At 68.9% G+C, this 25,739-nt stretch carries 22 protein-coding genes; 17 read left to right on the plus strand and 5 right to left on the minus strand.

All coding sequences use genetic code 11. The features are described from left to right. Positions 1-111: 111 nt before the first annotated feature. Positions 112-696: a DNA-binding protein gene (locus ACYVF3_RS20535; protein WP_461155848.1), complete on the plus strand. Its 585-nt coding sequence runs from the start codon at positions 112-114 to the stop codon at positions 694-696. 33 nt (positions 697-729) lie between these two features. Next, positions 730-1,386 carry an RES family NAD+ phosphorylase gene (locus tag ACYVF3_RS20540; protein ID WP_461155849.1) on the plus strand — a complete coding sequence of 219 codons (657 nt, stop codon included), beginning with the start codon at positions 730-732 and terminating at the stop codon, positions 1,384-1,386. Positions 1,387-1,450: 64 nt separating this feature from the next. Here ACYVF3_RS20540 and ACYVF3_RS20545 read toward each other — a convergent pair whose 3' ends face one another. Beyond that, positions 1,451-2,419 (minus strand): TerC family protein, encoded by a 969-nt coding sequence (locus ACYVF3_RS20545; protein ID WP_461156018.1) that lies wholly within the window; start codon positions 2,417-2,419, stop codon positions 1,451-1,453. Positions 2,420-3,096: 677 nt separating this feature from the next. Between ACYVF3_RS20545 and ACYVF3_RS20550 the strand changes: the two genes are divergently transcribed. The 13 genes from ACYVF3_RS20550 to ACYVF3_RS20610 all read left to right on the plus strand — a co-directional run bounded on the left by ACYVF3_RS20550 (position 3,097) and on the right by ACYVF3_RS20610 (position 16,669). Further along, the gene (locus ACYVF3_RS20550) at positions 3,097-5,721 is read left to right on the plus strand and encodes an alpha/beta fold hydrolase (RefSeq protein ID WP_461156019.1); all 2,625 of its coding nucleotides are present in this window, start codon (positions 3,097-3,099) and stop codon (positions 5,719-5,721) included. Then, entirely contained in the window at positions 5,718-6,650 is a 933-nt protein-coding gene (locus ACYVF3_RS20555; protein WP_461155850.1) for an ABC transporter permease subunit, read from the plus strand. Before ACYVF3_RS20550 ends, ACYVF3_RS20555 begins: the two co-directional genes overlap by 4 nt. Positions 6,651-6,718: 68 nt before the next feature. Continuing rightward, on the plus strand, positions 6,719-7,627 hold the full coding sequence (locus ACYVF3_RS20560) for a LysR family transcriptional regulator (protein WP_461155851.1): 909 nt from the start codon (positions 6,719-6,721) through the stop codon (positions 7,625-7,627). A gap of 132 nt (positions 7,628-7,759) precedes the next feature. Further along, positions 7,760-8,950, plus strand: coding sequence for a CaiB/BaiF CoA transferase family protein (locus tag ACYVF3_RS20565; protein WP_461155852.1), 1,191 nt, complete (start codon positions 7,760-7,762; stop codon positions 8,948-8,950). Beyond that, positions 8,947-9,720: a crotonase/enoyl-CoA hydratase family protein gene (locus tag ACYVF3_RS20570; protein WP_461155853.1), complete on the plus strand. Its 774-nt coding sequence runs from the start codon at positions 8,947-8,949 to the stop codon at positions 9,718-9,720. Before ACYVF3_RS20565 ends, ACYVF3_RS20570 begins: the two co-directional genes overlap by 4 nt. Next, positions 9,717-10,469 carry an acetoacetate decarboxylase gene (locus ACYVF3_RS20575; protein WP_461155854.1) on the plus strand — a complete coding sequence of 251 codons (753 nt, stop codon included), beginning with the start codon at positions 9,717-9,719 and terminating at the stop codon, positions 10,467-10,469. Before ACYVF3_RS20570 ends, ACYVF3_RS20575 begins: the two co-directional genes overlap by 4 nt. Next, complete coding sequence (locus ACYVF3_RS20580; protein WP_461155855.1) at positions 10,466-11,422, plus strand: 3-hydroxyacyl-CoA dehydrogenase NAD-binding domain-containing protein; 957 nt, start codon at positions 10,466-10,468, stop codon at positions 11,420-11,422. The genes ACYVF3_RS20575 and ACYVF3_RS20580 overlap by 4 nt, the downstream gene beginning before the upstream one ends. Before the next feature lie 14 nt (positions 11,423-11,436). Then, entirely contained in the window at positions 11,437-12,621 is a 1,185-nt protein-coding gene (locus ACYVF3_RS20585) for an acyl-CoA dehydrogenase family protein (RefSeq protein ID WP_461155856.1), read from the plus strand. A gap of 322 nt (positions 12,622-12,943) precedes the next feature. Next, a complete protein-coding gene (locus ACYVF3_RS20590; RefSeq protein WP_461155857.1) occupies positions 12,944-14,641 on the plus strand; it encodes a sensor histidine kinase in 1,698 nt (565 codons plus the stop codon). Positions 14,642-14,716: 75 nt separating this feature from the next. Next, entirely contained in the window at positions 14,717-15,157 is a 441-nt protein-coding gene (locus tag ACYVF3_RS20595; protein ID WP_461155858.1) for a roadblock/LC7 domain-containing protein, read from the plus strand. Between the two features lie 2 nt (positions 15,158-15,159). Continuing rightward, the gene (locus tag ACYVF3_RS20600) at positions 15,160-15,519 is read left to right on the plus strand and encodes a DUF742 domain-containing protein (protein ID WP_461155859.1); all 360 of its coding nucleotides are present in this window, start codon (positions 15,160-15,162) and stop codon (positions 15,517-15,519) included. After that, positions 15,500-16,072, plus strand: a complete 573-nt coding sequence (locus tag ACYVF3_RS20605) for a GTP-binding protein (protein ID WP_461155860.1) — start codon at positions 15,500-15,502, stop codon at positions 16,070-16,072. Before ACYVF3_RS20600 ends, ACYVF3_RS20605 begins: the two co-directional genes overlap by 20 nt. Before the next feature lie 36 nt (positions 16,073-16,108). Continuing rightward, positions 16,109-16,669: a GAF domain-containing protein gene (locus ACYVF3_RS20610; RefSeq protein ID WP_461155861.1), complete on the plus strand. Its 561-nt coding sequence runs from the start codon at positions 16,109-16,111 to the stop codon at positions 16,667-16,669. Positions 16,670-16,735: 66 nt separating this feature from the next. On the opposite strand, the gene ACYVF3_RS20615 is transcribed toward ACYVF3_RS20610, so the two are convergent. Together ACYVF3_RS20615 and uvrB are read right to left on the minus strand one after the other, a co-directional pair. Further along, positions 16,736-18,295, minus strand: a complete 1,560-nt coding sequence (locus tag ACYVF3_RS20615) for an acyl-CoA dehydrogenase family protein (protein WP_461155862.1) — start codon at positions 18,293-18,295, stop codon at positions 16,736-16,738. Between the two features lie 726 nt (positions 18,296-19,021). Next, entirely contained in the window at positions 19,022-21,202 is a 2,181-nt protein-coding gene (gene uvrB, locus ACYVF3_RS20620) for an excinuclease ABC subunit UvrB (protein WP_461155863.1), read from the minus strand. Between the two features lie 192 nt (positions 21,203-21,394). Between uvrB and ACYVF3_RS20625 the strand changes: the two genes are divergently transcribed. Continuing rightward, a complete protein-coding gene (locus ACYVF3_RS20625; RefSeq protein ID WP_461155864.1) occupies positions 21,395-21,991 on the plus strand; it encodes a ribonuclease FAU-1 family protein in 597 nt (198 codons plus the stop codon). A gap of 116 nt (positions 21,992-22,107) precedes the next feature. Beyond that, positions 22,108-22,614 carry a hypothetical protein gene (locus ACYVF3_RS20630; RefSeq protein WP_461155865.1) on the plus strand — a complete coding sequence of 169 codons (507 nt, stop codon included), beginning with the start codon at positions 22,108-22,110 and terminating at the stop codon, positions 22,612-22,614. Between the two features lie 39 nt (positions 22,615-22,653). Here ACYVF3_RS20630 and coaE read toward each other — a convergent pair whose 3' ends face one another. Together coaE and rpsA are read right to left on the minus strand one after the other, a co-directional pair. Beyond that, entirely contained in the window at positions 22,654-23,841 is a 1,188-nt protein-coding gene (gene coaE / locus ACYVF3_RS20635) for a dephospho-CoA kinase (RefSeq protein ID WP_461155866.1), read from the minus strand. A 179-nt stretch (positions 23,842-24,020) separates the two neighbouring features. Further along, on the minus strand, positions 24,021-25,538 hold the full coding sequence (rpsA, locus tag ACYVF3_RS20640) for a 30S ribosomal protein S1 (RefSeq protein ID WP_461155867.1): 1,518 nt from the start codon (positions 25,536-25,538) through the stop codon (positions 24,021-24,023). Positions 25,539-25,739: the final 201 nt, after the last annotated feature.

The following is a 25,739-nucleotide window of genomic DNA, read 5'->3' on the forward strand; positions in this document are numbered from 1 at the left end:
GGACCAACCACATCGTCACCATCCGCAACATCGTCAGCACCGCACGTGACTTCGGGTGGGTCCGCGCACGATCGCGCACGCATTTCGTGCGCTCTGCGGTATCCTCGGCATATGTCAGCCGCGCTGGAGACCGTGTTGGCCCGGGCCGGTTTGAAGGTCACGGCCAACGAGTTCCTCAACCTCGTCGAGGACGCTGCCAAGAAGCTCACCTCGCCGCAGGTCGACCCAGCCGCGCACTTCACCGAGGCGGAGCGCGCCGCGCTGGCCGCCACCGGGCTGGACCTCTCGCCGCTGGGCGAGTCCGAGGTCGACCCGCGCGCCCGCACCGTCGCCGAGCAGACCGTGCTGCGCGACACCGCGCTGTCGGTCGGCCAGGCCGCCGCGCGCATCGGGGTCGACACGAGCCGGATCCGCCACCGCATCGGCGAACGCCGCTTGATCGGCTGGAAGGACCGCGGCGGCTGGCGGCTGCCCGCGTGGCAGTTCAGCGATGCCGACGCGCTGCCCGGACTGGACGTCGTGCTCATGTGGATGCCCGCCGACCAGCCCGCGCTCGTGCTGGCCAACTTCATGACCACGCCCCAGGAAGAACTGGAGATCCACGACAGACCCGTGAGTCCGCGAGAGTGGCTGCTGGCCGGCGGTGAACCACAACGAGTCGCCGAGCTCGCCGCAGCCATCGGCACCCCCGCCTGACCAGCCCCATCGCGACCACCACCGGGACCACCATTGGCACGGCTTCCTCAGCCGCCCGCTCCTGCAGCGCTGCAGGCGATCCTCCGCCGTACGGAGGACGTGATCGCGGTGCCGTCGAGCACCAGGCTCGCGCGCGTGTTCACCTCCGGCGGCAACCATCCGCAGCAGTGGAACAGCTTCCGCTACGCGGGTCCCCTGCCGCACGCGCGGTTCGACCCGCACCTGCCCAACTCGCAGGGCGGCCCGACGATCACCCGCGAGCACGGCGTCCTGTACTTCTCGCTGTCGGTGCAGACCTGCATCGCCGAGGTGTACCAGGCGACCTCCACAGTGGACCGTCGCACGCGCAGTCCGCACCTGGTGCTGTTCCACCCGCGCCGGACGCTGCGGCTGCTGGACCTCACCGGCCTCTGGCCCACCAGGGCGGGCGCTTCTCAGGCGATCAGCAGCGGGCCGAAATCCCGCACCCAGGCGTGGGCCCGGGCGATCCGCGCGTCCTACCCGGAGCTCGACGGGCTCTGGTACCGGTCGGCCATGGACTCGGGAAAACCGTCGGTGTGCCTCTGGGACCCGCCTGCGGACACAGCGCTGCCCGACGACCCCGACGTCCTGCTGCCGCTGAGCCACCCCGGCCTGGACGTCCCGCTCGGGCGCGTGTGCCAGGAACTCAGCTACACCCTCCTGGACTGAGAGCGGACAGGAAAAATCCCCTCCGGACCTGGTCCGGAGGGGATTTTTCCTGTGCTGCGGGGTCTCAGCCCTGGCTGGCCTCGGCCGCCGAGGAGTCCCGCTTGGACTTCGCGAGGCTGGCCCAGGTCGTGATGGCCAGCGTCAGCACGATGAAGCCCAGCGACATCCAGTTGTTGATCTCCGCCCACTCCGGCACCAGGTGGTACTCGTGGAAGGCGTGCAGGATCAGCTTCAGGCCGATGAAGCCGAGGATGACCGCGAGCCCGATCGACAGGTAGACCAGCTTGTCCACCAGGCCACCGAGCAGGAAGTACAGCTGCCGCAGGCCCATCAGCGCGAACGCGTTGGCGGTGAACACCAGGAACGGGTCCTGCGTGATGCCGAAGATCGCCGGGATCGAGTCGACCGCGAAGAGCAGGTCGGCACTGCCGATGGCCACGATGACCACGAACATCGGCGTCAGGTACCGCTTGCCGTCGATCTTCACGGTCTGCTTGGCGTCGTGGTAGTCGTCGGTCACCGGGAACACCTTGCGAACCCAGCGGACGACCGCGTTCTCCTTGTACTCCTCGTCCTCGTCCTTCTTGCGGACCATGCTGAACGCGGTCCAGATGAGGAAGGCGCCGAAGATGAAGAACACCCACACGAACTCGGCGATCAGAGCCGCGCCGACGGCGATGAAGATGCCGCGCATCACCAGCGCGAGCAGGATGCCGATCAGCAGCACCCGGTGCTGGTGGATCGACGGAACGGCGAAGCTGGACATGATCACCATGAAGATGAACAGGTTGTCCACGCTCAGGGAGTACTCGGTGATGTAACCGGTGAAGTACTCGATGGCGAAGTGCTGATCACCGAAGATCCACACACCAATGCCGAACACGATCGCGCAGCCGATGTAGAAGATGACCCACTTCGCCGCTTCAGCGGTGGTCACCTCGTGCGGCTTGCGATCGACGATCACCAGGTCCAGCAGCAACAGCAGGGCGAGTCCGCCGAGCGTGGCTGCCCACACCCACCAGTGCACGTGCATCGTGTCGACTGCGGCTTGCTGCGCAGGTGCAGCGCGCAACATCAGGTCGGCACCCATCAATCACCTCCGGTTCAGGGCGAACACGTCCGGGACCGGAGGTCTCTTCCACCGATCTGTTGTATCGGCCGACGGCACCGGGCTTGACCAGGCAAGTTCCGTGATGACGACACCGTCGCGAAGGAATACTCCCCTCCACCACTTGCCAAGATTGTCACGTATGCCGGGGTCTCCGCACCAGGCGGGGTGACCACTCGCACTGCAAGTCACCGGTCGAACCTATGCGGCACCGCCGAACGGGGCAATGCGGCTCGCTCGCGCTGGGCGATCTGGAGGCGTTGCGTTCACACCGTTGATCGATACGATCTTCTCGTCCCGATCACTCGGGCACCGCACGCGGGGATGCGACGGAGACCACACGAACAACGGGCACGATGAGGTGTCCGATTGCGCTTTGGTCTCTGGTTCATAGCGTCTTGCATTCCCCCCGCGTCTGGATGAAACCGGTGCCGCTCAGTTCACCTACTGTCGATGGCGTGTCCGCCTCCCCTCGTCGCCGCACCGGCTTGGCCCTGCTCGCCGTGCCATGCGTTCTCCTAGTGGTGCTGGGTGCCTTCCTGTGGTCCGGCCAGGTGCAACCGCTGCAACCGGCGGCCCAGCCCCCGCAGCCCCGAGAGGCCATGGTCGACGTGCTCGACGGCCCCGGGAGAACCGAACGCGTGCAGATCGACGCCACGCTCTACTCCCCCGTCGACACCCCCGCTCCCGCGATCCTGCTCGCGCACGGCTTCGGCGGCAGCAAGGACGACACCGCCGAACAGGCCCGGGAGCTGGTCGGACGCGGTTTCACCGTGCTGACCTACTCGGCGCGCGGATTCGGCCGCAGCACCGGGCAGATCGCGCTGAACTCCCCTGATTACGAGGTCACCGACGCCCGGCAGCTGCTGGACTGGATGGCCCGCCAGCCCGAGGTGCTGCGCGACCGCGACGGCGATCCGCGCGTCGGCGTCACCGGCGGCTCCTACGGCGGCGCGCTGGCGCTGATGCTCGCCGGCACCGATCCGCGGGTCGACGCCGTGTCCCCGGTGATGACCTACAACGATCTCGGGCAGGCGCTGCTGCCCAACAACGCCAGCCAGACGCGCATCGACGGGTCCACCCCCGCGGGCGGCTCGTTCAACCCCGACGGCGTGTTCAAGCAGGCGTGGACCGGGCTCCTGTTCTCCGCGGGCGGCGCGCCGCGACCCACCCCGGGGGCGTCGCTGACCTGCGGGAACTTCGTGCCCGCGGTGTGCGCGGCCTACTCCGAGGTCGCGCAGCGCGGCCGTGCGAGCCAGCCGACCCTGGACCTGCTGGCGAAATCCTCGCCCAAGTCCACCAACTCGCGGGTCACCCAGCCGACTCTGCTGGTGCAGGGCGAGCGCGACACCCTGTTCGGCCTGGACCAGGCGGACGCCAACGCGCGGCAGATCACCGCGGCGGGCGGCTCGGTCAAGACGATCTGGTTCGCCGGCGGGCACGACGGCAGCCCTCCCGGCCCGGAGGTGCGCGGGCGCATCGCCGACTTCTTCGCCTTCCACCTCGGCGGCGTGGCACCGGTTCCCGATCCCGGCACGGGCTTCCAGTTCGACATCGCAGGACGTCCGCAGCGCGACGGCGACATCCCGGTGCGCACGATGACCGCCCCGGCGTACCCGGGTCTGCGCGATTCGCGGACGCCGCGCTACTCGCTCCCGCTGGAGGGCCCGGTCACGCCAGTGGTCAACCCACCGGGCGGGTCACCGGCCGCCACCACTTCGCTCCCCGGCGCCGGCCAGGTCCTCGACGCGGCGGGCAGCCTCGGCCAGTCGCTGGCGCGGGACCTGCCCGGGCAGGTCGCGGTGTTCCGCACGCAGCCGTTGCAGGAGCAGACGCTGATCTCCGGCACGCCGCGCACCCGCCTGGCGATCGCCGCCGTCCCCGGACAGCCGCAGCCCGCCGATGCCGTGCTGTTCGCCAAGCTCTACGACGTCGGCCCGGACGGGCAGCGCCAGCTGCTGGGCAACGCCGTGTCACCGATGCACATCGCGGGCGTGCCCCCGGACGGCAGGCCCGTCGAGTTCGACGTGGCGCTGCCCGGTGTCGTGCACCCGGTGGAGACCGGCCACCGCATCGAGCTAGCGGTGGCCACCACCGATCAGGCCTACGCGTTGCCGAGGGAACCATCAGTGCACCTGGTGGCCCTGGCGGGCGACGGTGCCGTGTCGATCCCGTCGGTGCGCGCGACCTCCTCCAGCGCCGGATCGGTCCCGGTCGGTCCTCTGGTGGGCATCGGACTGGTCTTCGCGGTGGCGCTGCTGCTGTGGGCCCTCTCGGCGGTCCGGCGCAAGTTCCACGACACCCCGGACGCGCGCCAGGCCGAGACGCCGCTGGTGATCTCCGGACTGACCAAGTCGTACCCGGGCAAGAAGGCGGCGGTCGACGACCTCACCATCCAGGTCGAGCGCGGCCAGATCGTCGGCCTGCTGGGCCCCAACGGCGCGGGCAAGACCACGACGCTGCGGATGCTCCTGGGCCTGCTACGACCGACCCGCGGCGAGGTCCGGATCTTCGGGCACCGGCTGCACGCCGGTGCTCCGGTCCTGTCCCGGGTGGGCGCGCTGGTGGAGGCACCGGGCTTCCTGCCCCACCTGTCCGGAGTGGACAACCTGCGGCACTACTGGGCGGCGACCGGCCGTCCGATGCTGCGGGCGCACCTGGACGAGGTGCTGCAGATCGCCGGCCTGGAGAACTCGGCCAAGCGCAAGGTCCGCACCTACAGCCAGGGCATGAAGCAGCGGCTGGCGATCGCGCAGGCCATGCTCGGACTGCCGGAACTGCTGCTGCTCGACGAGCCGACCAACGGTCTCGACCCGCCGCAGATCCACCAGATGCGCGAGATCCTGCGCCGCTACGCCGCCACCGGCCGGGCCGTGCTGGTCTCCAGCCACCTGCTCGCCGAGGTCGAGCAGACCTGCACGCACGTCGTGGTCATGCAGTCGGGCAAGCTCGTCGCCGAAGGCAGCGTCGCCGAGATCATGGCCGTCAACGGGGAGGCGACCTTCCGCGTCGACGACCCTGAGCTGGCGGCCGAATCGCTGCGGACCATCGAGGGGCTGGGCCTGGTCGAGATCGAGGACGACCTGGTGCACGCCGACCTCGCGGGGCACAAGGCGGCGGTGGCGGTGAACGTGCTGGTCGCGTCCGGTGTTTCGGTGCACCAGGTCGGTCCGCGGCGCCGCCTGGAGGACGCCTTCCTGCAGCTCGTCGGAGAGGATCAGCGGTGAGCGACGACGAAACGACCACGTCCACCGAGGTGGCCGTGCCGGAGCCGGAGACGGCGCTGGTGCGCGCCCCGCGGCTCGGCGTGCCGCAGGCCGACGGCGCCGCCGAGGGCTATTCGGCCAAGCGCACGCTGCCGATGCGGGTGGAGCTCGCGCGGCAGCTGCGCCGGGTGCGCACCCGGCTGACCTTGGCGTTCCTGGTCCTGCTGCCGCTGCTGCTGCTCGCCGCCTTCGAGCTCGGCGAGGACGACGCGCGCGGCGGGCGCAGCTTCGCCGACATGGCCACCGCCAGCGGGCTGAACTTCGCGGTGTTCACCCTGTTCGCCTCCACCGGGTTCCTGCTGGTCGTGGTGGTGGCGCTGTTCTTCGGCGACACCGTGGCCAGCGAAGCGTCCTGGTCGAGCCTGAAGTACCTGCTCGCCGCACCGGTCCCGCGGACGCGGCTGCTGCGGCAGAAGGCGAAGGTCGCGGCCGTGCTGTCGGTGCTCGGCGTGGTCCTGCTGGTCGGCGTCGCGCTGGCGGTGGGCGTCTTCTGGTTCGGCACCGGTGATCTGGTCAGCCCCACCGGCGAGGCCCTGACGTTCCCGCGCGGGATCCTCAGCCTCGCCGCCGCGACCGCCTACGTGGTGATCCACCTCAGCTGGATCGCGGGTCTCGCGCTGTTCCTCAGCGTCAACACCGACGCACCGCTGGGCGCGGTGGGCGGAGCGGTCCTCATCTCGATCCTGTCGGAGATCATCGATCAGATCTCCGCGCTGGGCGATCTCCGCAACTACCTGCCCACGCACTTCTCCACGGCCTACTCGGACCTGCTCAGCGAGGACATCGACCTCTCCTCGATGATCACGGGTTCCTTCTCCGCCCTCTCCTACGCGGCGGTGTTCATCACGCTCGCCATCTGGCGCTTCAACCGCAAGGACATCACCAGCTGACCACCCGCCGGTGATGCCCTGGCGCCTGACCTGGTGGTTCGGTGGTGTGGGCGTACTGTTGGTGGGCGATGGAGATCTTTCATCTGCGGTACTTCGTGGCCGTGGCGGAGAAGCTGAGCTTCTCGGGCGCCGCGCGGTCGCTGCACATGGCCACCTCCCCGCTGAGCCAGCGGATCCGGGACCTGGAGCGCGAGCTGGGGACGGTCCTGTTCGAGCGCGACTCGCACCACGTGCGGCTGACCGGGTCGGGCACCGCCCTGCTGCCGATCGCCCACGACGCGCTGAGCCGGTTCGACGACGTGCCGTGGCGGCTGCGCGAGGCCACCGGGCGGGCCCGCCCGGTGGTGCACCTCGGCGTGCCACCGGGTCTGCACTCGTCCTTGCGGGAGCGCTTGACCGGCTTCACCCGCCGCTGCGCCGAGGAGTGCGAGCTGAAGCGGTGGCCCGGCGGGAGCCGTGAGCTGCTGCTCGGGGTCCAGCGCGGCGAGCTGGCGATGGCCATCGTGCACCTGCCGGTGCACGCCGAGGGCATCGAGGTGTTCGAGCTGATGAGCGAGCCACTGGGCGCAGTGCTGCCCGCCGCGGACTTCGGGGCCCGCGAGTCGGTGTCGCTGCACGAGCTGGCCGGGTTGACCTACGTGCGTCCCGCGTCGCGGATGCTGCCGGACTACTGGGACGAGATCGAGGCACGGCTCTCCGCGGCCGGGATCCACCACCGCATGACGTTGGACACGGGTGATTACGGCAGCACTGCGGAGATCATCGTTAACGGTGGGGCATTCGCGATTTCCATGCTGGACCCGCAGAGCGGAATGCAGAAATTGCGTGACGAGAACATCATTGTGCTTCCCGTCGACGACTTCTCCCCCAGTCTCGCGACCGGCCTGATCTGGCGCCAGGATCGCACTCGGGAGCAGCCTGAGCTGCGCTCACTCATCGAGCACGCGCAAGAATCATTGTCCGTTCGCGCGGCGTGACCACTGCGGTCACGCCATTGTTCGCGATACGGTTCCACTGATCAATTGAACACCTCTCCATTGCGGACCTAACGTAGTTAGCGAAGCAAATAAGTCGTTTCGGGGTTATTTCCCGACGCACTAGGAGTGGTGATGGCAACCCCCGCTGACAACGCCTCCGGCCCGCTGGCCGGTGTGCGCGTCATCGACATGGCGACCGTGGTCATGGGCCCGTACGCGGCCCAGATCCTCGGCGATCTCGGTGCAGACGTGATCAAGATCGAATCGCCGAAGGACACCGTCCGCCTCGGCAACGTGCACCGCACGCCCGGCATGACACCGCTGGCGATGAACGTCAACCGCAACAAGCGCAGCGTCGCGCTCGACCTCAAGGACTCCGGCGACGCCCAGCGCGCGAGGGACCTCATCGGCAGCGCCGACATCGTGATCACCAACATGCGGATCAACGCGCTGCGCCGCCTGGGCATGGACTACGAGAGCCTCGCCGACGACAACCCGCACCTGATCTACGCCCACGCCCAGGGGTTTCGCCCCGATTCCGACCGCGCCGAGCTCGCCGCCTACGACGAGACCGTGCAGGCCGCGTCCGGGCTGCTCGACCTCGCCCAGCGCGCGGGTGACATCGGCGAACCCGTCGTGCTCCCGAGCATCTTCGGGGACAAGGTCGCCGCGCTGACCATCGCCTACTCGGCGCTGGCGGCCCTGGTCCACCAGCGCGCGACCGGGCGGGGACAGCTGGTCGAGGTGCCGATGACCGACACGATGCTGGCGTTCAACCTGGTCGAGCACCTGCAAGGCCGGATCTACGAGCCGCCGAAGACCGACACCGGCTTCCCGCTGTCGATGAACACCGGCCACCGCGCCCGCCCTACGGCGGACGGCTACGCGATGATCATGCCGTACTCGCCGAAGAACTTCCGCGACCTGTTCACCGCCGCTGGACGTCCCGATCTGGCCGACGATCCGCGCCTGTCGGGTGACTACGTCGACGCCAGGGAGCACGGCACGGCGCTGGTCGAGCTCATGGAATCGGTAACGCCGAACCTGACCACCGCCGACTGGATCCAGGTGTGCACCGAGTGCAGCATCCCGGTCGGCCCGGTGCTGCGGCTCGACGAGGCCGCCGACGATCCCTACGTCCAGCAAGGCCATCTCCTCGACCTGGCCGAGCACCCCACCGAGGGCAGCTACCGCCAGGTGGGCGTCCCGATGCAGTTCTCCGCCACCCCGGCCACGATCCGCCTGCACCCGCCGATCCCGGGCCAGGACACCGACGCGGTCATGGCCGAGCTCGACGACGACACCGAGGGGAAGGCGGCATGAGCACTCCGAACACCACCGTGCTGACCGAGAACCGCGGTGACGTCCTGGTGATCACCCTCAACCGGCCGCAGGCCCGCAACGCGGTCGACGCAGACGTCGCCCACGGCATCGCCGCGGCCGTCGACGAGCTCGACGCCGACCCGCAGCTGCGGGTGGGAGTGCTGACCGGCTCCGCGGGCACCTTCAGCGCGGGGATGGACCTCAAGGCCGCCGCGCGCGGGGAATCGCCCAGCGTCGACGGCCGGGGCTTCGCCGGCCTCACCGAGTTCGACAACGCCAAGCCCCTGGTCGCCGCGGTCGAGGGCTTCGCGATGGGCGGCGGGTTCGAGCTGGCGCTGGCCTGCGACCTGATCGTCGCCTCGGCCGGTGCGCGGTTCGCGCTGCCGGAGGTCAAGCGCGGGCTGATCGCCGGTGGCGGCGGCGCGATCCGCCTGCCCCAGCGCATCCCGCACCACCTCGCGATGGAACTGCTGCTGACCGGCCGCACCATCGACGCCGGCCGCGCGGCGGAGCTGGGCCTGGTCAACCAGGTCACCTCCGAGGGCGGCGCGCTCGACGCCGCGCTGGAGCTGGCGGCCGAGCTCAGCGCCAACGCGCCGCTGGCGCTGGCCGCGGTCAAGCAGGTCGTGCGGCACGCCGACCGGCTGCCCGAACCGGAGGCCTTCTCCGCGCAGCGCGGCGAGATCCGCGGGCTCCACGAGTCCGCCGACTTCGCCGAGGGCGTCCGGGCCTTCACCGAGAAGCGCGCACCGAAGTGGACGGGACGATGAATCGCGAACGAATCCTGCAGCACCTGGCGACACCGCTGAACGCACCGGCCTACGCACCGGCCGTCGCGCGCTTCACCGACCGCGAGTACCTCAACGTCGTCTACCGGACCGATCCGGAGGCGTTGCGCGCAGTGGTCCCCGAACCGCTGGAGTTCGACGAACCGCTGGTGCGCTTCGAGATCATGAACATGGGCCAGGTCACCTCGTTCGGCCCGTACGTCGAGGCGGGGCAAGCGATTCCGGTCCGATTCGGCGAGGAGCGCGGCGAGTACCTGCACGCGATGTACCTGAACAACTTCCCCGCCACCGTCGCGGGCCGCGAGGCCAGCGCCTACCCGAAGGTGATGGGCCACCCCGCGCTGAAGGTCGACGAGTCCGCGCTGGTGGGGACGTTGGACTACGGCTCGGAACGGGTCGCCACGGCCACGATGGGCTACCAGTGGTTCCCGATGGATCTTGCCGCCGCCGAGGCCGAGATCACGGTGCCGACCTACATGCTCAAGCTCGTCCCCGGCTACGACCACCGGCCGCGGATCGCCGAGCTGGTGCGCACCCGCATCACCGACATCACCGTCAAGCAGGCCTTCACCGGTCCCGCGCGGTTGCAGCTGTTCGAGCACGCGCTGGCACCGCTGGCCGACCTCCCCGTCCGCGAGGTCGTCTCGGCCAGCCACGTCATCACCGATCTCACGTTGTCCGGAGTCGCCCCGGTCCACGACTACCTGGCGGAGGAAGGGGTTCAGGCATGAGAACCGAGTGGACGAACGTCGCGGTGGTCGGCGCCGGGACCATCGGGCTGGCGTGGACCGCGCTGTTCGCGCACGCCGGGCTGGAGGTGCGGGTCACCGATCCACGCGAGGACCTCGACGAGGCCATCGACGACGCGCTGCCGATGCTCGCCGAGAGCATGCCCGGCGCGCAGGTCGCGTCGCTGCGCGAACGCATCAGCGCCACCGGCGACCTGGCCGAGGCGGTGGAGAACGCGCAGCTGGTGCAGGAGAACGGCCCGGAACGGCTGGAGTTCAAGCAGCAGCTGTTCGCCGAGGTCGCCCGGCACGCCCCGTCCGGCGCGGTGCTGGCCTCCTCCAGCTCCGGGATCGTGGCCTCCGCGATCGCCGCCGAGCTGCCCGAGGAGGTGGCCGCGCGGCTGCTGATCGCCCACCCGTTCAACCCGCCGCAGGTGGTGCCGCTGGTGGAGATCGTTCCCGGCGCGACCGACGAGGACGTCGTGCAGCGGGCGATCGGGTTCTACCGAGACCTGGGCAAGACACCGGTGCGGGTGCACAAGGAGGTTCCCGGCTTCGTCGCCAACCGGCTGCAGAGCGCGGTCATGCGCGAGTCGGTGTCGCTGGTGCGGCAGGGCGTCGTGTCCGCGGCCGAGCTCGACGCGGTGATGAAGGCGTCGCTGGGCGGCCGCTACGCGACCATCGGCCCGTTCGAGAGCTTCCACCTGGGAGGCGGACCGGGCGGGATCCGCCACATGATGGCGCACCTCGGCGTCGGCATGGCCGAGCGCTGGGCCGATCTGGGCCGCCCGGAGCTCGACGAGGCCACCACCACCTCGCTCGTCGAGCAGACCGAGGCCGCCTACGGCTCCGGGCCCGATGCCTACCGCGACCGCGCCCGCACCCGCGACCGCAAGCACAACGCGATCAACGCCGCCCTGTTCGGAATCGAAACAGGCGCGGACGGAACAGTCTGACGAGGAAGAAGAAGATGCCCAAGCCCGCGATCACCAACCCCGATTTCTTCGGCTTCTACGACCTGCTCGGCGAGTCCGAGCGCGCCGAGCTGGCCGAAATCCGCGAGTACCTGGAACGAGAGGTCAAACCGCTGACCAACCACGCGTGGGACACCTCGGAGTTCCCGTTCGAGGTCGTCGAGAAGTTCGCCGAGCTGCGGCTGGCGGGCTACCAGTTCACCGAGCACGGCGACGGAAAGCAGCGGAGCCCGCTGTTCACCGGGTTCCTGAGCCTGGAGCTCAACCGGATCGACCCCTCCATGGCCGTGTTCTCCGGCGTCCACACCGGATTGGCGATGGGCAGCATCTACCACGGCGGCGACCAGCGGCAGCGCGACCGCTGGATCCCGGACATGGTGGAGATGGAGCGGATCGGCGCGTTCGCGCTGACCGAGCCCGAGGGCGGGTCCGACGTCGCCGGCGGCATGCGCACCACCGCCCGCAAGGAGGGCGACGAGTGGGTGCTCAACGGAGCCAAGCGCTGGATCGGCAACGGCACGTTCGCCGACCTCGTCGTGGTGTGGGCCAAGGACGAGGCCGACGGCAACGTCAAGGGATTCGTGGTGGAGAAGGGCAGGCCGGGCTTCGCCACCAGCAAGATCGAGGGCAAGATCGCGCTGCGGGCCGTGCAGAACGCCGACATCGCGCTCACCGACGTCCGCGTTCCGGAAGCGAACCGGTTGCAGCAGGTCAACAGCTTCCGCGACACCGCGAAGGTGCTGGCCATGACCCGCGGCGGCGTCGCTTGGCAGGCGCTGGGCGTGGCGGTGCGCGCCTACGAGCTGGCCCGCGAGTACGCGGTCAACCGCGAGCAGTTCGGCAAGCCGATCGGCGGCTTCCAGATGATCCAGGACCTGCTGGTCAAGATGCTGGGCAACATCACCGCCATGTTCGGCGTCGTGGTGCGGCTCAACCAGCTGGTGGCGCAGGGTTCCGGAAGCGCCGAGCAGGCGGCGCTGGCCAAGGCCTTCACCACCACCAAGATGCGCGAGGTCGTGTCCTGGGCCCGGGAGTTGTTCGGCGGCAACGGAATCGTTCTAGATCACGAGGTCGCGAAGTTCTTCGCCGACGCCGAAGCGGTCTACTCCTTCGAGGGCTCCCGCGAGATGAACACCCTCATCGTCGGCAAGTCGATCACCGGCCTGAGCGCGTTCGCCTAGAACCTCTACCGAAATGTGACCCGATCGGGTACTTGCACTCCAATCCTCCCAGTTTCAACGAAAATTTGACGCAACGGACGAGAACCGGCCGTCCGCCTCGATTTCCGAGGTGGGCGGCCTTCTCGCAGACCGCCGGATGGCTCGTCCATCCGCTCAATGGAGGCATCGTTGGGCGGAAAGGTCCAATTCAGCGGCCGAGCGCACTATCATCACGCCGAGTGATACTTTTGATCATTAGTGGAGCACCAGTTGTCCCCGGTGACGCCCCCGACTTCTCGGCACTGCGGTGCCCGTCACCGAAACCCCCGTACCAAGGACGCTGATGTCTGAAAGCCCCTTACCCGCGATCCGAACCGACCGAGCCCCCGAAGCACCTCCCCACAACGATCTTCGGGCGAAGCTCCAGCGGCTGGTCGTGGTGTCCCTGGCAGTGACGGCGCTGATCGGGATCGCCACGGCGGTCGCCCTGGTCTTCGTCCCGCCACCTGAACTGCGCTACACCGTGCTGGCCGTCGGCATCCTCGCCAGCATCGCCGTCGTCGTCGGCGGATACCTGCGCACGAACGCGCTGGCCGACGAGGTCGACGCACGGATCCACGAATCCGGCAACGAGCCCCAGGCCCGGTTGCAGGAGTCGCTGCGCAACTCCCACCAGTGGATCGAGTCGCTGCGCGGCACCGTCGCCCAGGGCACCCGCGAACTCCCCCACCTGGTCGAGCAGATCCAGGCCGGTCAGCAGCCCGCGCCCAAGTGGCCCACCGGCGAGCCCGTCACCGGCAGCCCCTACGAGCAGCTCGCCCACGAACTCCGGCAGGCCCAGATGGCCGTGGAGTTCGCGCTGGTGCGCATGCAGAGCGAGCAACCCGCGCAGAGCAGCGTCGACCCGGGCGTCGCGGTCTTCGCCAACCTCGCGCGGCGCGTGCAGTCGCTGGCCCACCGAGCCATCCAGCGGCTCGACGAGCTGGAGCAGCAGGTCGAGGACCCGGACCTGCTCAAGGGCCTGTTCGCGGTGGACCACCTGGTCACCGGTGTGCGCAGGCAGGCCGAATCGCTCGCGGTGCTCGGTGGTTCGATGCCGCGGCGGCAGTGGAGCAAGCCGGTCGCGATGTACACCGTGCTGCGCTCCGCGGTCGCCGAGGTCGAGCACTACGCCCGCGTCAAGGTGATCCCGCCGGTCGAGGGCACGCTGCACGGGCACGCCGTCGCCGACGTCATCCACCTCATCGCCGAGCTGGTGGAGAACGCCACCGCCTTCTCCGAGCCCGACACGCAGGTCAGCATCAACAGCCAGATCGTCACCGCGGGCCTGGCCATCGACATCCGCGACCGCGGACTGGGCATCGACCAGCGCAACCGGATCACGCTCAACGGGCTGCTCAACAACCCCGACGAGGTCGACCGCGACGCCCAGCTGCGCGACGGCCGCATCGGCCTCTACGTGGTGGCGCAGCTGGCTCACCGCCACCACATCGGCGTCGAGCTGGAGAACAACATGTACGGCGGCACCGACGCGCACGTGGTCATCCCCAACAACCTGCTGGGCGAGACCGACGTCGAACCCGACGACTCCGCCGCGCAGAGCTCCAGCAGCGTGCTGTCGACCTTCGAACCGCAGACCAACGGCCACGGTTCGGCCACGTCGATGATTCCCGCCCCGCAGACGTTCAACAACGGTCGCCACACCGGCCAGCAGCCGGCCTACGCGACCGGGCCGCAGCCCGCGGTCCGCGAGGAGCTCCCCACCCGGCAGCCGCAGAACCCCTACGGCCGCCACTCCGGCGCTGTGCCGGAAGCTCCGCCCATCACCACGTCCGGCCCCCACAACGCCGACAACGCGCAACGGCCCGCGCTCCCCAGGCGCGACCGCACCCGCAGCTACCTGGTTCCGCAGCTCGCGGAAGGGTCCTCCGCACCCGAACCCGAGGAGAAGCCGCAGGGCGGGCCCAGCCCGAGCCTGTACGCGTCCTTCCGCTCGGGTGTCGAAGGCGGCGCGTCGGACGACAGACCGGGCCAGGGCTGACCCGCACCGCCACACCCCCTCCCCCGCACAAGATCTGCCCTGCGCAGTGAGAAGAGTCAGGAGACGTTTTCCACAATGGCCAATGACGCAGCGGGCTCGTCGTCCGACCTGAGTTGGCTACTCGCCGACCTGCTCCGACGAGTCCCGCACACCCGCTGTGCCCTGCTCGCCTCCACGGACGGAATCAAGCGGTACTACAGAGGCCTGGACAACGACGAGGCCGACGCCCTCGCCGCGTGGGCCGCCGCGCAGTGCTCGCTGGCCCGCAACGGCGGTCGCCGGTTCGGCATGAACGGCGGCGGCGTCCGACAGGTCGTGGTCGAGTTCAACGACCTCGTCGTGTTCGTCTCCGCCGCCGGTAGCGGAGCCGTGCTCGTCGTGCTGGCCACCCCGGAAGCCGACGCGGCCGTGCTCGGCTACGAGATCGCCCAGCTCGTCAAGCGAGTCCCGAACCACCTGACTACCCCCATGCGGCAGCCCACCGCCGCGCGGAGCGCCGGTGAGATGGGCAGGTGAGCATGCCCGGACCCGCGGACAAACCTTGGCTGGACAACGAAGCCGGCCCGCTGCTGCGCCCGTACTCGCTGACCAACGGACGGACGGAGCCCAGCGAGCCGCTGTCCCTGCAGTCACTGGTGCGCTCGACCGGGCGGTTCTCGCCGGACCGGATCGAACCCGTCCACGCCAAGATGCTGAACCTGTGCCGGCACGCCACCTCGGTCGCCGAGGTGGCCGCTCACCTGCGGCAACCTGCCGTAGTCACCAAAGTGCTGCTCTCCGACCTCATCGACTGGGGAGCGCTCACCACCCACGCACCCGCCGACGTGCCGAAGCGCGATCAACTGGAGGCTTTGCTGAATGGGCTCCAACAGCTCTGAGCCATTCCCGACCTCGTTCAAGTTCCTCATAGCGGGTGGGTTCGGAGTCGGGAAGACCACGTTCATCCATTCGGTCAGCGAGATCGAGCCGCTGACCACGGAGGAGACGCTCACCGTCGCCAGCGTCGGGCACGATGACCTGACCGGTGTGGGAGACAAGACCACGACCACCGTGGCGATGGACTTCGGTCGAATCACGTTCAACCCGCAGAACATCGTCCTGTTCCTATTCGGCACTCCAGGGCAGGACCGCTTCTGGTTCATGTGGGACGACCTGGTCGACGGCGCCCTGGGCGCGGTCGTCCTGGCCGACACGCGCCGGTTGGAGGACTGCTTCGCGGCCGTGGAGTTCTTCGAACGTCGCGGCATCGACTTCCTCGTGGCGGTCAACCAGTTCGAGAACAGCTTCCGCTACCAACCCGAGGAGGTACGGCAAGCACTGGACATCAAACCCCACATCCCGGTCGTGCTCTGCGACGCGCGCGATCGCCGTTCCGCTGCCTCGGTGCTGGTTCAGCTCATCGAGCACGTGATGGTGACCCGCGCCCTGTAACCCCGCTCGAATCCCCCACCGAAATCGGAGCCTCTCGTGACGACTTTCGATGCTGCCGGACACCGGCACCTCAGTCCCGTCGACTCGCACGCGCACGAGCGCGCCGCGCGGCTGCGCCAGCTCGGTCTGGGCGACGCCGCCGATCCGGAGTTCGACGCCTTCGCGCAGCGGGTCGCCCAAACCCTCGGCGTGCCCAACGCGATGGTCAACTTCATCACCGACACCCACCAGTACCTGGGTGGCCTGTTCACCAAGGCCACGGGGATGGAGGAGCCCAAGTCCGACGTCGACCCGCGCTCCGCACCGATGGAGACGGGCTACTGCCCGCACGTCATCGCCCGTCGGATGGCGCTGGTCCTCGAAGACGTCTGCGACTACCCGCGCTTCGCGGGGAACGACGTCGTGGACAAGATGAACGTCCGCTCCTACCTGGGAGCCCCGCTGATCGACCGCACCGGTATGGCGCTGGGCACGGTCTGCGTCATCGACAGCGAGGTGCGCCCGTGGGGCCGCGACGGCCTCAACGCCATCAAGGCGCTGGCCGGCGAGGGCGTCGAGCTGGTGCACCGGCGGGAACGCGACCTGCAGGCCGGCTGAAGACCACCGGAGAGCACGAGGGCGGGACCGGCACGGCGGTCCCGCCCTTCTGCTGTCCGCCTCCGGTCAGCCGCGTCGCAGGAGCAGGTCCAGGTCGTGCTGGATGCCGGGCCTGCGCTGCTCGACGTTGCCGATGGACTCCTCGAAATCGCCGATGTAGCGCGCGAGCTCGTCCACGGTGGGCAGATCCACGAACGGCCTGCTGTCCTCCGCGACCTGCAGCTTGCCGAGCAGCTGCTGCTCGCTCCAGGACGCCGTGTGGGCGAACATCGAGGAGCGGTTGCGCCCGTCCGCGGCGAGCACCGCCACGATCGCCCAGCAGGCCAGCTCGCCGATCTGGTTGGCCAGGATGTGGCGCTGCTGACGGCTGGTGGTCGTGGTGGTCGTGAGCTTGTCGATTCGGGAGAGGTAGTCGCCGAGCTTGTGGCCCACCTCGAAGTCGTCGAAGACCGAGAAGAACTGCTGCGGGTGCTTGAGGATCATCGAACCCAAGTAGACGGTGATCGCCTCGGTGGTGCCCTCGAAGATCCGGAACAGCCGGTAGTCCCGGTAGAACTGCCCGACGACGTTGGTGTCGACGAACCCGCGAGCGCCCAGCAGCTGCACGCAGCGGTCGACGACCTGCCACATCAGCTCGCAGCCCAGGATCTTCGCGGCGAAGTAGAACGGCTCGGGCACCTCGCGGCCGGTGTCCAGCCGCTCGGCGATGTGCTCGACCAGCAGCTCCACGGCCTGGATCGCGGCCACCGATTCGGCGATGATCTGCTGGATCCGGCCGTTCTCGGCGAGGTTGCCGGTGGCCACCTCGCGGCGCCGGGCGAAGCGCTGCGTCAGCTCCAGCGCCCGCATCGCGGCGCCGAGCGAGCCTGCGGCCAGCATGAGCCTGCCCTGCGTGAACGCGGTCTTGGCGGCGACCAGGCCCTCGCCCTCCTCGCCGAGCAGGCGCTCGGCAGGGACGTGCAGGTTCTCCAGGCTGAGGCTGTTCTGCGGCACGGCCTTGAGTCCGAGCGTGATGACCTCCGGTCCGCGCACGAACCCGGGTGAGGAGGCGTCGACCAGGAATCCGGTGATCCCGGCGTCCTGCCCGTTCTCATCGGTCAGACGCGCGAAGACGTTGACGTAGTGGGCGTCGGCGCCCATCGAGATCCACTGCTTGCCACCGTTGAGCACGTAGGAGCCGTCCGGCCGCTTGGTCGCATCGGCGGAGACCGCCCGCACGTGCGAGCCCATGCCCTGCTCGCTGATCGCGCTGGTCACCAGCCTGCGGCCGTGCGCGAGTTCCGGCAGCACCGCCGAGCGCACGTCCTCCGAGGCGAACTCCAGGATCGGCGGGACTCCGAGGGTGTTGTGCACGGCGAGCAGGATCAGCAGGTTGCAGTCGATCGCACCGGACTGCCGCCAGACTCTGACGGTGTCGGAGTGCGAGAGCTCCTGGCCTTGGTAGCGCTGGGGGATTTGCAGGCCCAACAGGCCCGCCTGGGCGAGGTCGGGGATCAGGGACAGGTGGAAGCCCCGACGTTCGTCCATGCGCCGGGAGTCGAGTTGCTCCCTGCTGTATCTGCGCAGGAAATCGAGCATCTCCGACGCCGCGCCGGGGTTCGGGGAACCGCTTTCGGTCGACTCCATTTCCGACAGGTCCTTCCTGGAAAGGCACTCGCGAGGGGGACAGTTCGCGAAGAGGGGGTGGTTCTGCGGGCGCGTTCGATCCGACGAACCCGGCCGCGCCGGCAATTCGGCACGCGTTGATTTCCGCGTTCGTCATCTCATGTGCGTTCCGCTGATGTGAAAGGCGACCCCGGCTTCAGACGTGCGCAGGAACCGGCCCGGGCAGTGGGGGTGCCCGGAGGGCAACGACAACGTTGCTCTACCGGCGAGTGGGGGGTGGCACGCCGTCAGCTGTGGGGAGGCGAGGTTGCCGAGTTCTGCTGAGTTCACGCCGTGCAGACCGGATCTCGGGCCGGATCGGCGAAGGCCCTCGGAGGGAGCGAGGCCTGGGCGACCGACCGGGATCCATCTCGAAAACTCCGTTTCCTCGCACTACCAGCAGCATCCACGTGAACACAGCAGGAGAGCGAAATTACCTCACCTCACCAATGCGGGGTACCCCCTTCTCAGTGAGCTGAACAACGGAAAGTAATCGCTGCTGGTGGACGGAGTCTGAGAATTCTGTGAGTAAATCGACCCCACTCGCGAGCGGTTTCCGCAAAGGAGAATCCACTGTGGACCAGAACGGGAATAGTGCGAGGTCATGACCACAACTCGCCAGTAATCGAGGATGCGCTTCCGCTTCTCGACGACCCGGCGGAGAACCGTGCGCGGTGGGCGAGAGCTTGATCACCTACCGCGCACGGCTCACTCGATGCCCGCGGCGTCCATCCCCCGGATCTCCTTCTTCAGGTCGGCGATCTCGTCGCGCAACCGGGCCGCCAGCTCGAACTGCAACTCCCGCGCGGCGTTCATCATCTGGTCGTTGAGCTGCTGCACCAGGTCGGCCATCTCGGCGCGCGGCATCGCCGAGATGTCGCGGTCCTCCAGCAGGCCGGCGCTGGCCACGGCCTCGCCGGAGGGCTTCTTGCCGCGCGAGGTGTTGCGGCCGGAACCGCCCACGGCCACCGATTCCTCGGTGTCCTCCGCCTCGCTGTAGACGCGGTCGAGGATGTCGGCGATCTTCTTGCGCAGCGGCTGCGGATCGAGGCCGCGCTCCTCGTTGTAGGCGGTCTGCTTTGCCCGACGCCGGTTGGTCTCATCGATCGCGTGCTGCATGGAGTCGGTGACGCGGTCGGCGTACATGTGCACCTGACCGGACACGTTGCGCGCCGCACGACCGATGGTCTGCACCAAAGACGTCCCGGAGCGCAGGAATCCCTCCTTGTCGGCATCCAGGATGGACACCAGCGAGACCTCCGGGAGGTCCAGACCCTCGCGCAGCAGGTTGATGCCGACCAGCACGTCGTACTCGCCGAGCCGCAGCTGCCGCAGCAGCTCCACCCGCCGCAGGGTGTCCACCTCGGAGTGCAGGTAGCGCACCCGGATGCCCAGCTCCAGCAGGTAGTCGGTGAGGTCCTCGGCCATCTTCTTGGTCAGCGTGGTCACCAGTACGCGCTCGTCGCGGTCGGCGCGCTCGCGGATCTCGTGCACCAGGTCGTCGATCTGGCCCTCGGTGGGCTTGACCACGACCTCCGGGTCGATCAGGCCCGTCGGGCGGATGACCTGCTCGACGAACTCGCCGCCCGCCTGCGCCATCTCGTACGGGCCGGGGGTGGCCGAGAGGTAGACGCTCTGGCCGATGCGGTCGGAGAACTCCTCGAAGGTCAGCGGCCGGTTGTCCAGTGCGCTGGGCAGGCGGAAGCCGTGCTCGACCAGCGTCCGCTTCCGGGACGCGTCGCCCTCGTACATCCCGCCGATCTGCGGGACGGTCTGGTGCGACTCGTCGATGACCAGCAGGAAGTCGTCCGGGAAGTAGTCGATCAAGGTCGCCGGTGCCGAACCCGCCTCGCGGCCGTCGATGTGCCGCGAGTAGTTCTCGATGCCCGAGCAGAACCCGACCTGGCGCATCATCTCGATGTCGTACTGGGTGCGCATCCGCAGCCGCTGGGCCTCCAGCAGCTTGTTCTGCTTCTCCATGCGCTCCAGCTGCTCTTCCAGCTCGCCCTCGATGGCGCGGATCGCCTTGTCCATCCGCTCCGGGCCCGCGACGTAGTGGGTCGCCGGGAAGATCCGCAGGTCCTTCACCTCGCGGACGATCTCGCCGGTGAGCGGGTGCAGGTAGTGCAGCCGGTCGATCTCGTCGCCGAAGAACTCGACCCGCACGGCCAGCTCCTCGTACGCGGGGATGATCTCGACGGTGTCGCCGCGCACCCGGAAGGTGCCGCGGGCGAAGGCGATGTCGTTGCGGCTGTACTGCACGTCGACCAGCGCGCGCAGGAACACGTCGCGATCGATCTCGCCGCCGACCTCCAGCGGGATCGCGCGGTCCAGGTACGACTGCGGCGTGCCCAGGCCGTAGATGCAGGAGACCGACGAGACCACCACGCAGTCGCGGCGGGAGAGCAGGTTCGAGGTGGCGGAGTGGCGCAGCCGCTCGACGTCCTCGTTGATCGAGGAGTCCTTCTCGATGTAGGTGTCGGTCTGCGGGACGTAGGCCTCGGGCTGGTAGTAGTCGTAGTAGCTGACGAAGTACTCCACGGCGTTGTCCGGGAAGAACCCGCGCAGCTCGTTGGCCATCTGGGCGGCCAGGGTCTTGTTCGGCTCCAGCACCAGCGTCGGCCGCTGGATCCGCTCGACCAGCCACGCGGTGGTGGCCGACTTGCCGGTACCGGTGGCGCCGAGCAGGACCACGTCCTTCTCGCCGGAGTTGATCCGCCGCTCCAGGTCCTCGATCGCCTGGGGCTGGTCACCGGCGGGCTCGTAATCGCTGACCATGCGGAACCGGCCGTCGGACCGGGGGATGTCGCCGACCGGCCGGAACTCGGAGTGCGCCCGCACGGAGTCGGCGTCGTCCTCTTCCGGGGTTCGCTCAGTCGCAAAAGCCACGGGACCAGCGTACGAGCACCCACCGACATCATGTTGCGTCACGGGGTGCTTCTGAGCGGATTAGGGCGGACAATGGTTTACGTCACCGGCCCCGACCGATGGGAGGTGACCTGCGAACAGTGGCAGAGAGATAGCGGGCGCGGCGGGCTTCGAACGTCGCGCCCGTCTCGTGCGAGCGCTTAGAGTGTGCGTGTGACTACTCAGCGGGAGATCGCCGAGCGTCTGGGACTGCCCGTGCATCCGCCGAAGACCGAGGTGTTCGACCTCGCGGCGGGCACCAACACCGACCCCAAGGGCCACGCGCGCACCGTGAGCCGCTTCCACCGCGAGCCCTTCGGGCTGTACCTGGCCAGGCCGCTGCCCGGCCACCCCAGCCTCGCCGCCCTCGAATCGTGGCTGCTGCCCGCGCTCGGCCTGCGCGTGACGCGCTGGTACTGGCGGCCCGGCCACGAACGCGACATCGATTTCTACCTCGATCTCGTGGACGTCGAATCGGGTGACGCCGAATGGCGGACCGTCGACCACTACCTGGATCTGGAAGTGCGCCAGGGCCGCGGACTGGAACTGCTCGACGTGGATGAATTCGTGCTCGCGGTGCAGTCCGGACTGCTCGACCCGGAGACCGCCGAACGCGCGATGCGGCGAGCGGGCGCGGCCATGGAGGGCATCAGCCGCTGCGGCTACGACCTGCCGAAGTGGTTGCACGACAACGACATCGAGCTGTCGTGGGACGGACAACCCACCCAAGGTCCCGTGCCCGAGCCGCGTTCGCTACCGCCATCGGAGTGATCATCGGCAGGGCTTCCGCACCCCGCGCCCGCGTCGAGCGACCATTGCCGAAAAGTTATGTTAAAAGCGCGTACTGATGATCACGTTGCCGGTTTTCGCCGCTACTCTCTGATTCTGTGAGCGCTGCGATTTCCCCCGAACTGATGGAAGTCATTGACCTCTTCAGCTCGCAGCGCAGATATCCGTCCGGCCACGTGCACCGGCTGGAGGTCTGCCACGTCGAGCGGTGGGGGCTGGCCGTGGAGTGCCCGACTCCGCAAGCCCCGGAGCACGACGTCGAGATCACCTGGTTGCTGGCCGACCTGGGTCTGCGGCTGACGAAGTTCCGGCCGCGCAACCGGCACTCCCGGCCGAGCCCGAGCACGCTCACCGCGGTCACCATCAGCCACGACACCCGGTCCTGGGCCACCACGAACCTGCTGCTCGGGCTGGAGATCCCGGACCAGGGCCGCCCGCGCATCACCAGGGCGGCCGAGTTCGCCTCGGCCGTGGCCACCGGCACGATCCGGCAGAGCGAGGCCGACTACGCCTTCCAGACGGTCCACCGCACGCTCGACGAGGTCAGCCTGCACCGGTCGATCAACCAGTGGCTCGCCTACCGGGGCATCTTCGACCCCTGGTGACGTCCCGATCCCCCGCCACCCCGCTCGGAGGCGGGTGGCTCAGGGGGTCCAGCCGGTCGTCTCCGCCCAGGTGAAGGCCCTCGGCAGGTTCGCGGCGAACCAGGGCTCCTTGGCCTCCGCGTAGCCCTCGTGGTCGTGGTCGCCGGCGTGGGCCTCGGCGACCTGCCGCTTCGTCGCGAGGTAGTCCTCGCGGGCCTGCGGGTCCGCCCGGAGCCAGTCCGGGAACAGCAGCGCCACCTGCCAGCCCGCGGTGCCCTCGACCCGGACGTGCAGGTTCACCTGCCGTCCGGGATCCGCCGCGGCGTGGAAGCGCTTTGCCCACTGCTCGGGCTCCGGGGCGAAGTCGTGGGCGTGGTCGTGGTCGCTGGCGGGCACGACCGGGAAGCCGGCCTCGCCCAGCGGCTCCGCCAGGGCGTCGGCGTCGGCGAGGGTGCGGACGGTGAGCTGGAGGTCGATGACGTCCTTGGCCGGGATCGGCACCGACGTGGAACCGACGTGGTCGACGCGCACCGCGCGCTGCCCTGCCGCTCGCTCCACGCGGGCGATCAGCCGCCGGGCCTGAGCCGCCCATTCCGGATCCGGGTCGACGAGCTTCGGCGAGGTGGACTCGGCGCGCTGGTGCAGCCTCAGGTTCCGCTCGAACGGCACCAGGCGTTCCTTCCACAGCTCGTCGACGCGCGCGAGCAGGTCCTCGACCTCGCCGCCGTTGTCCAGCCACACGTCGGCGACCTCGCGGCGCTGCTGTTCGGTGGCCTGCGCGGCGATGCGCGCGCGTGCGTCCTGCTCGGCGAGCCCGCGGCCGATCAGCCGCTGCACCCGGACGTCCTCGGCCGCGTCGACGATGAGCACCAGGTGGTAGTTGGGGGCGTATCCGGCTTCCACCAGCAGCGGGATGTCGTGCACCAGCACGGAATCAGCGGGAGCCTCGGCCATCCGGCTCGCGGTGAGCTCGGCGACCCTGGGGTGGACGATCGCGTTCAGGTCGAGCCGGGACTGCTCGTCGGCGAACGCCTTGGCCGCCAGCGCGGGCCGGTCCAGGGCGCCCGAGGAGTCCAGGACGTCCTCGCCGAACCGCTCGATCAGCTCGGCGAGCCCCGCGCTGCCGGGCTCGACCGCTTCCCGCGAGAGCTGGTCGGCGTCGATCACCACCGCGCCGAGCTCGGCCAGCCGCCGAGCCACCGTCGACTTGCCCGATCCGATGCCTCCGGTCAAACCCACGCGCAACATGCGCTACATCCTGCCAGGTGATCATCGGTCTGTGAGGGGGCAGTTCCGGTCCGAATCGACCGGGCGGAACGGACATCGATCATGGACGGCTCGGACCAGGACCGCCCCGGACGCGAAGCGGCCCCGCATCCACGAGGGATGCGGGGCCGTTTCAGACCTCAGCCTTCAGGCGTGAGTGCTCACGCACCACCGGAGAGCTTCTCGCGCAGGGCGGCCAGCTGGGCGTCGCTCGCGAGCGAGCCGCTGTCCTGCTGCTCGTCGTTCGACGACGAGGCCGAGGAGTAGTTGCCGCCACCGGTCGGAGCCGGCTGCTCCTCGCCGCCACCGACGGCCGCGGCAGCCGCGGCCTCGGCGTCGGCCTGGCGAGCCTTGGTGATCTGCGCGATGTGCTTCTCGAAGCGGGTGTGCGCCTCGGCGTACTGGCGCTCCCACTCCTCGCGCTGCGTGTCGAAGCCTTCCTGCCACTCCGCGGTCTCCGGGTCGAAGCCCTCGGGGTAGATGTAGTTGCCTTCGTTGTCGTACTCGGCAGCCATGCCGTACTGGGTCGGGTCGAACTCCGAGTCGGGGCTGAAGCCCTCGTTCGCCTGCTTCAGCGACAGGGAGATCCGGCGACGCTCGAGGTCGATGTCGATGACCTTGATCATCACCTCGTCGCCGACCTGGACGACCTGCTCCGGGATCTCCACGTGGCGCTCGGCCAGCTCGGAGATGTGGACCAGGCCCTCGATGCCCTCGTCGACGCGGACGAACGCACCGAACGGCACCAGCTTGGTGACCTTGCCCGGCACGATCTGGCCGATCGCGTGGGTGCGGGCGAACTGACGCCACGGGTCTTCCTGGGTCGCCTTCAGCGACAGGGAGACGCGCTCGCGGTCCATGTCGACGTCCAGGACCTCGACCGTGACCTCCTGGCCGACCTCGACGACCTCGGACGGGTGGTCGATGTGCTTCCAGGACAGCTCGGAGACGTGCACCAGACCGTCGACTCCACCGAGGTCGACGAACGCACCGAAGTTGACGATGGAGGACACGACGCCCTTGCGGACCTGGCCCTTCTGCAGCTGGTTGAGGAACTCGCTGCGGACCTCGGACTGGGTCTGCTCCAGCCAGGCGCGACGGGACAGGACCACGTTGTTGCGGTTCTTGTCCAGCTCGATGATCTTGGCTTCGAGCTCGCGGCCGACGTAGGGCTGGAGGTCGCGGACGCGGCGCATCTCGACGAGGGAGGCCGGCAGGAAGCCGCGCAGGCCGATGTCGAGGATGAGGCCGCCCTTGACGACCTCGATGACCGTGCCCTTGACGGGCTCGTCCTTCTCCTTGAGCTCCTCGATGGTGCCCCAGGCACGCTCGTACTGGGCGCGCTTCTTGGAGAGGATCAGTCGGCCTTCCTTGTCCTCCTTCTGGAGAACGAGGGCCTCGACGAAGTCACCAACGGTGACGACCTCGGCGGGGTCGACGTCGTGCTTGATCGACAGTTCCCGGGACGGGATGACGCCCTCGGTCTTGTAGCCGATGTCAAGCAGCACCTCGTCACGGTCGACCTTGACGATGGTGCCCTCAACAATGTCCCCATCGTTGAAGTACTTGATGGTCTGGTCGACGGCGGCGAGGAAGTCCTCCTCCGTCCCGACGTCGTTCACTGCGACCTGCGGCTTGGTGGCGGCTGCAGTCGGGACGGTGGTGGTGTCGGTGGACATCAGGTGGGTTGCTCCGGTACGGATAGGCTGGTCGTTGGTTCTACGTTTGTTCCGCGTCGTGGCCGGTTCCGTCAAGCCCGACCAGTAGCCGGACCTGCGGATTCCGCTTTGCCGATCGACCTTCGCCACCCGGTGCGAACCGGGGCGCGGAAGCCGATGAGAAAAAGACCCACGGCGCGGGCGGTATCGTACGCGCTTTCT

It is taken from the genome of Saccharopolyspora tripterygii, from assembly GCF_054778355.1.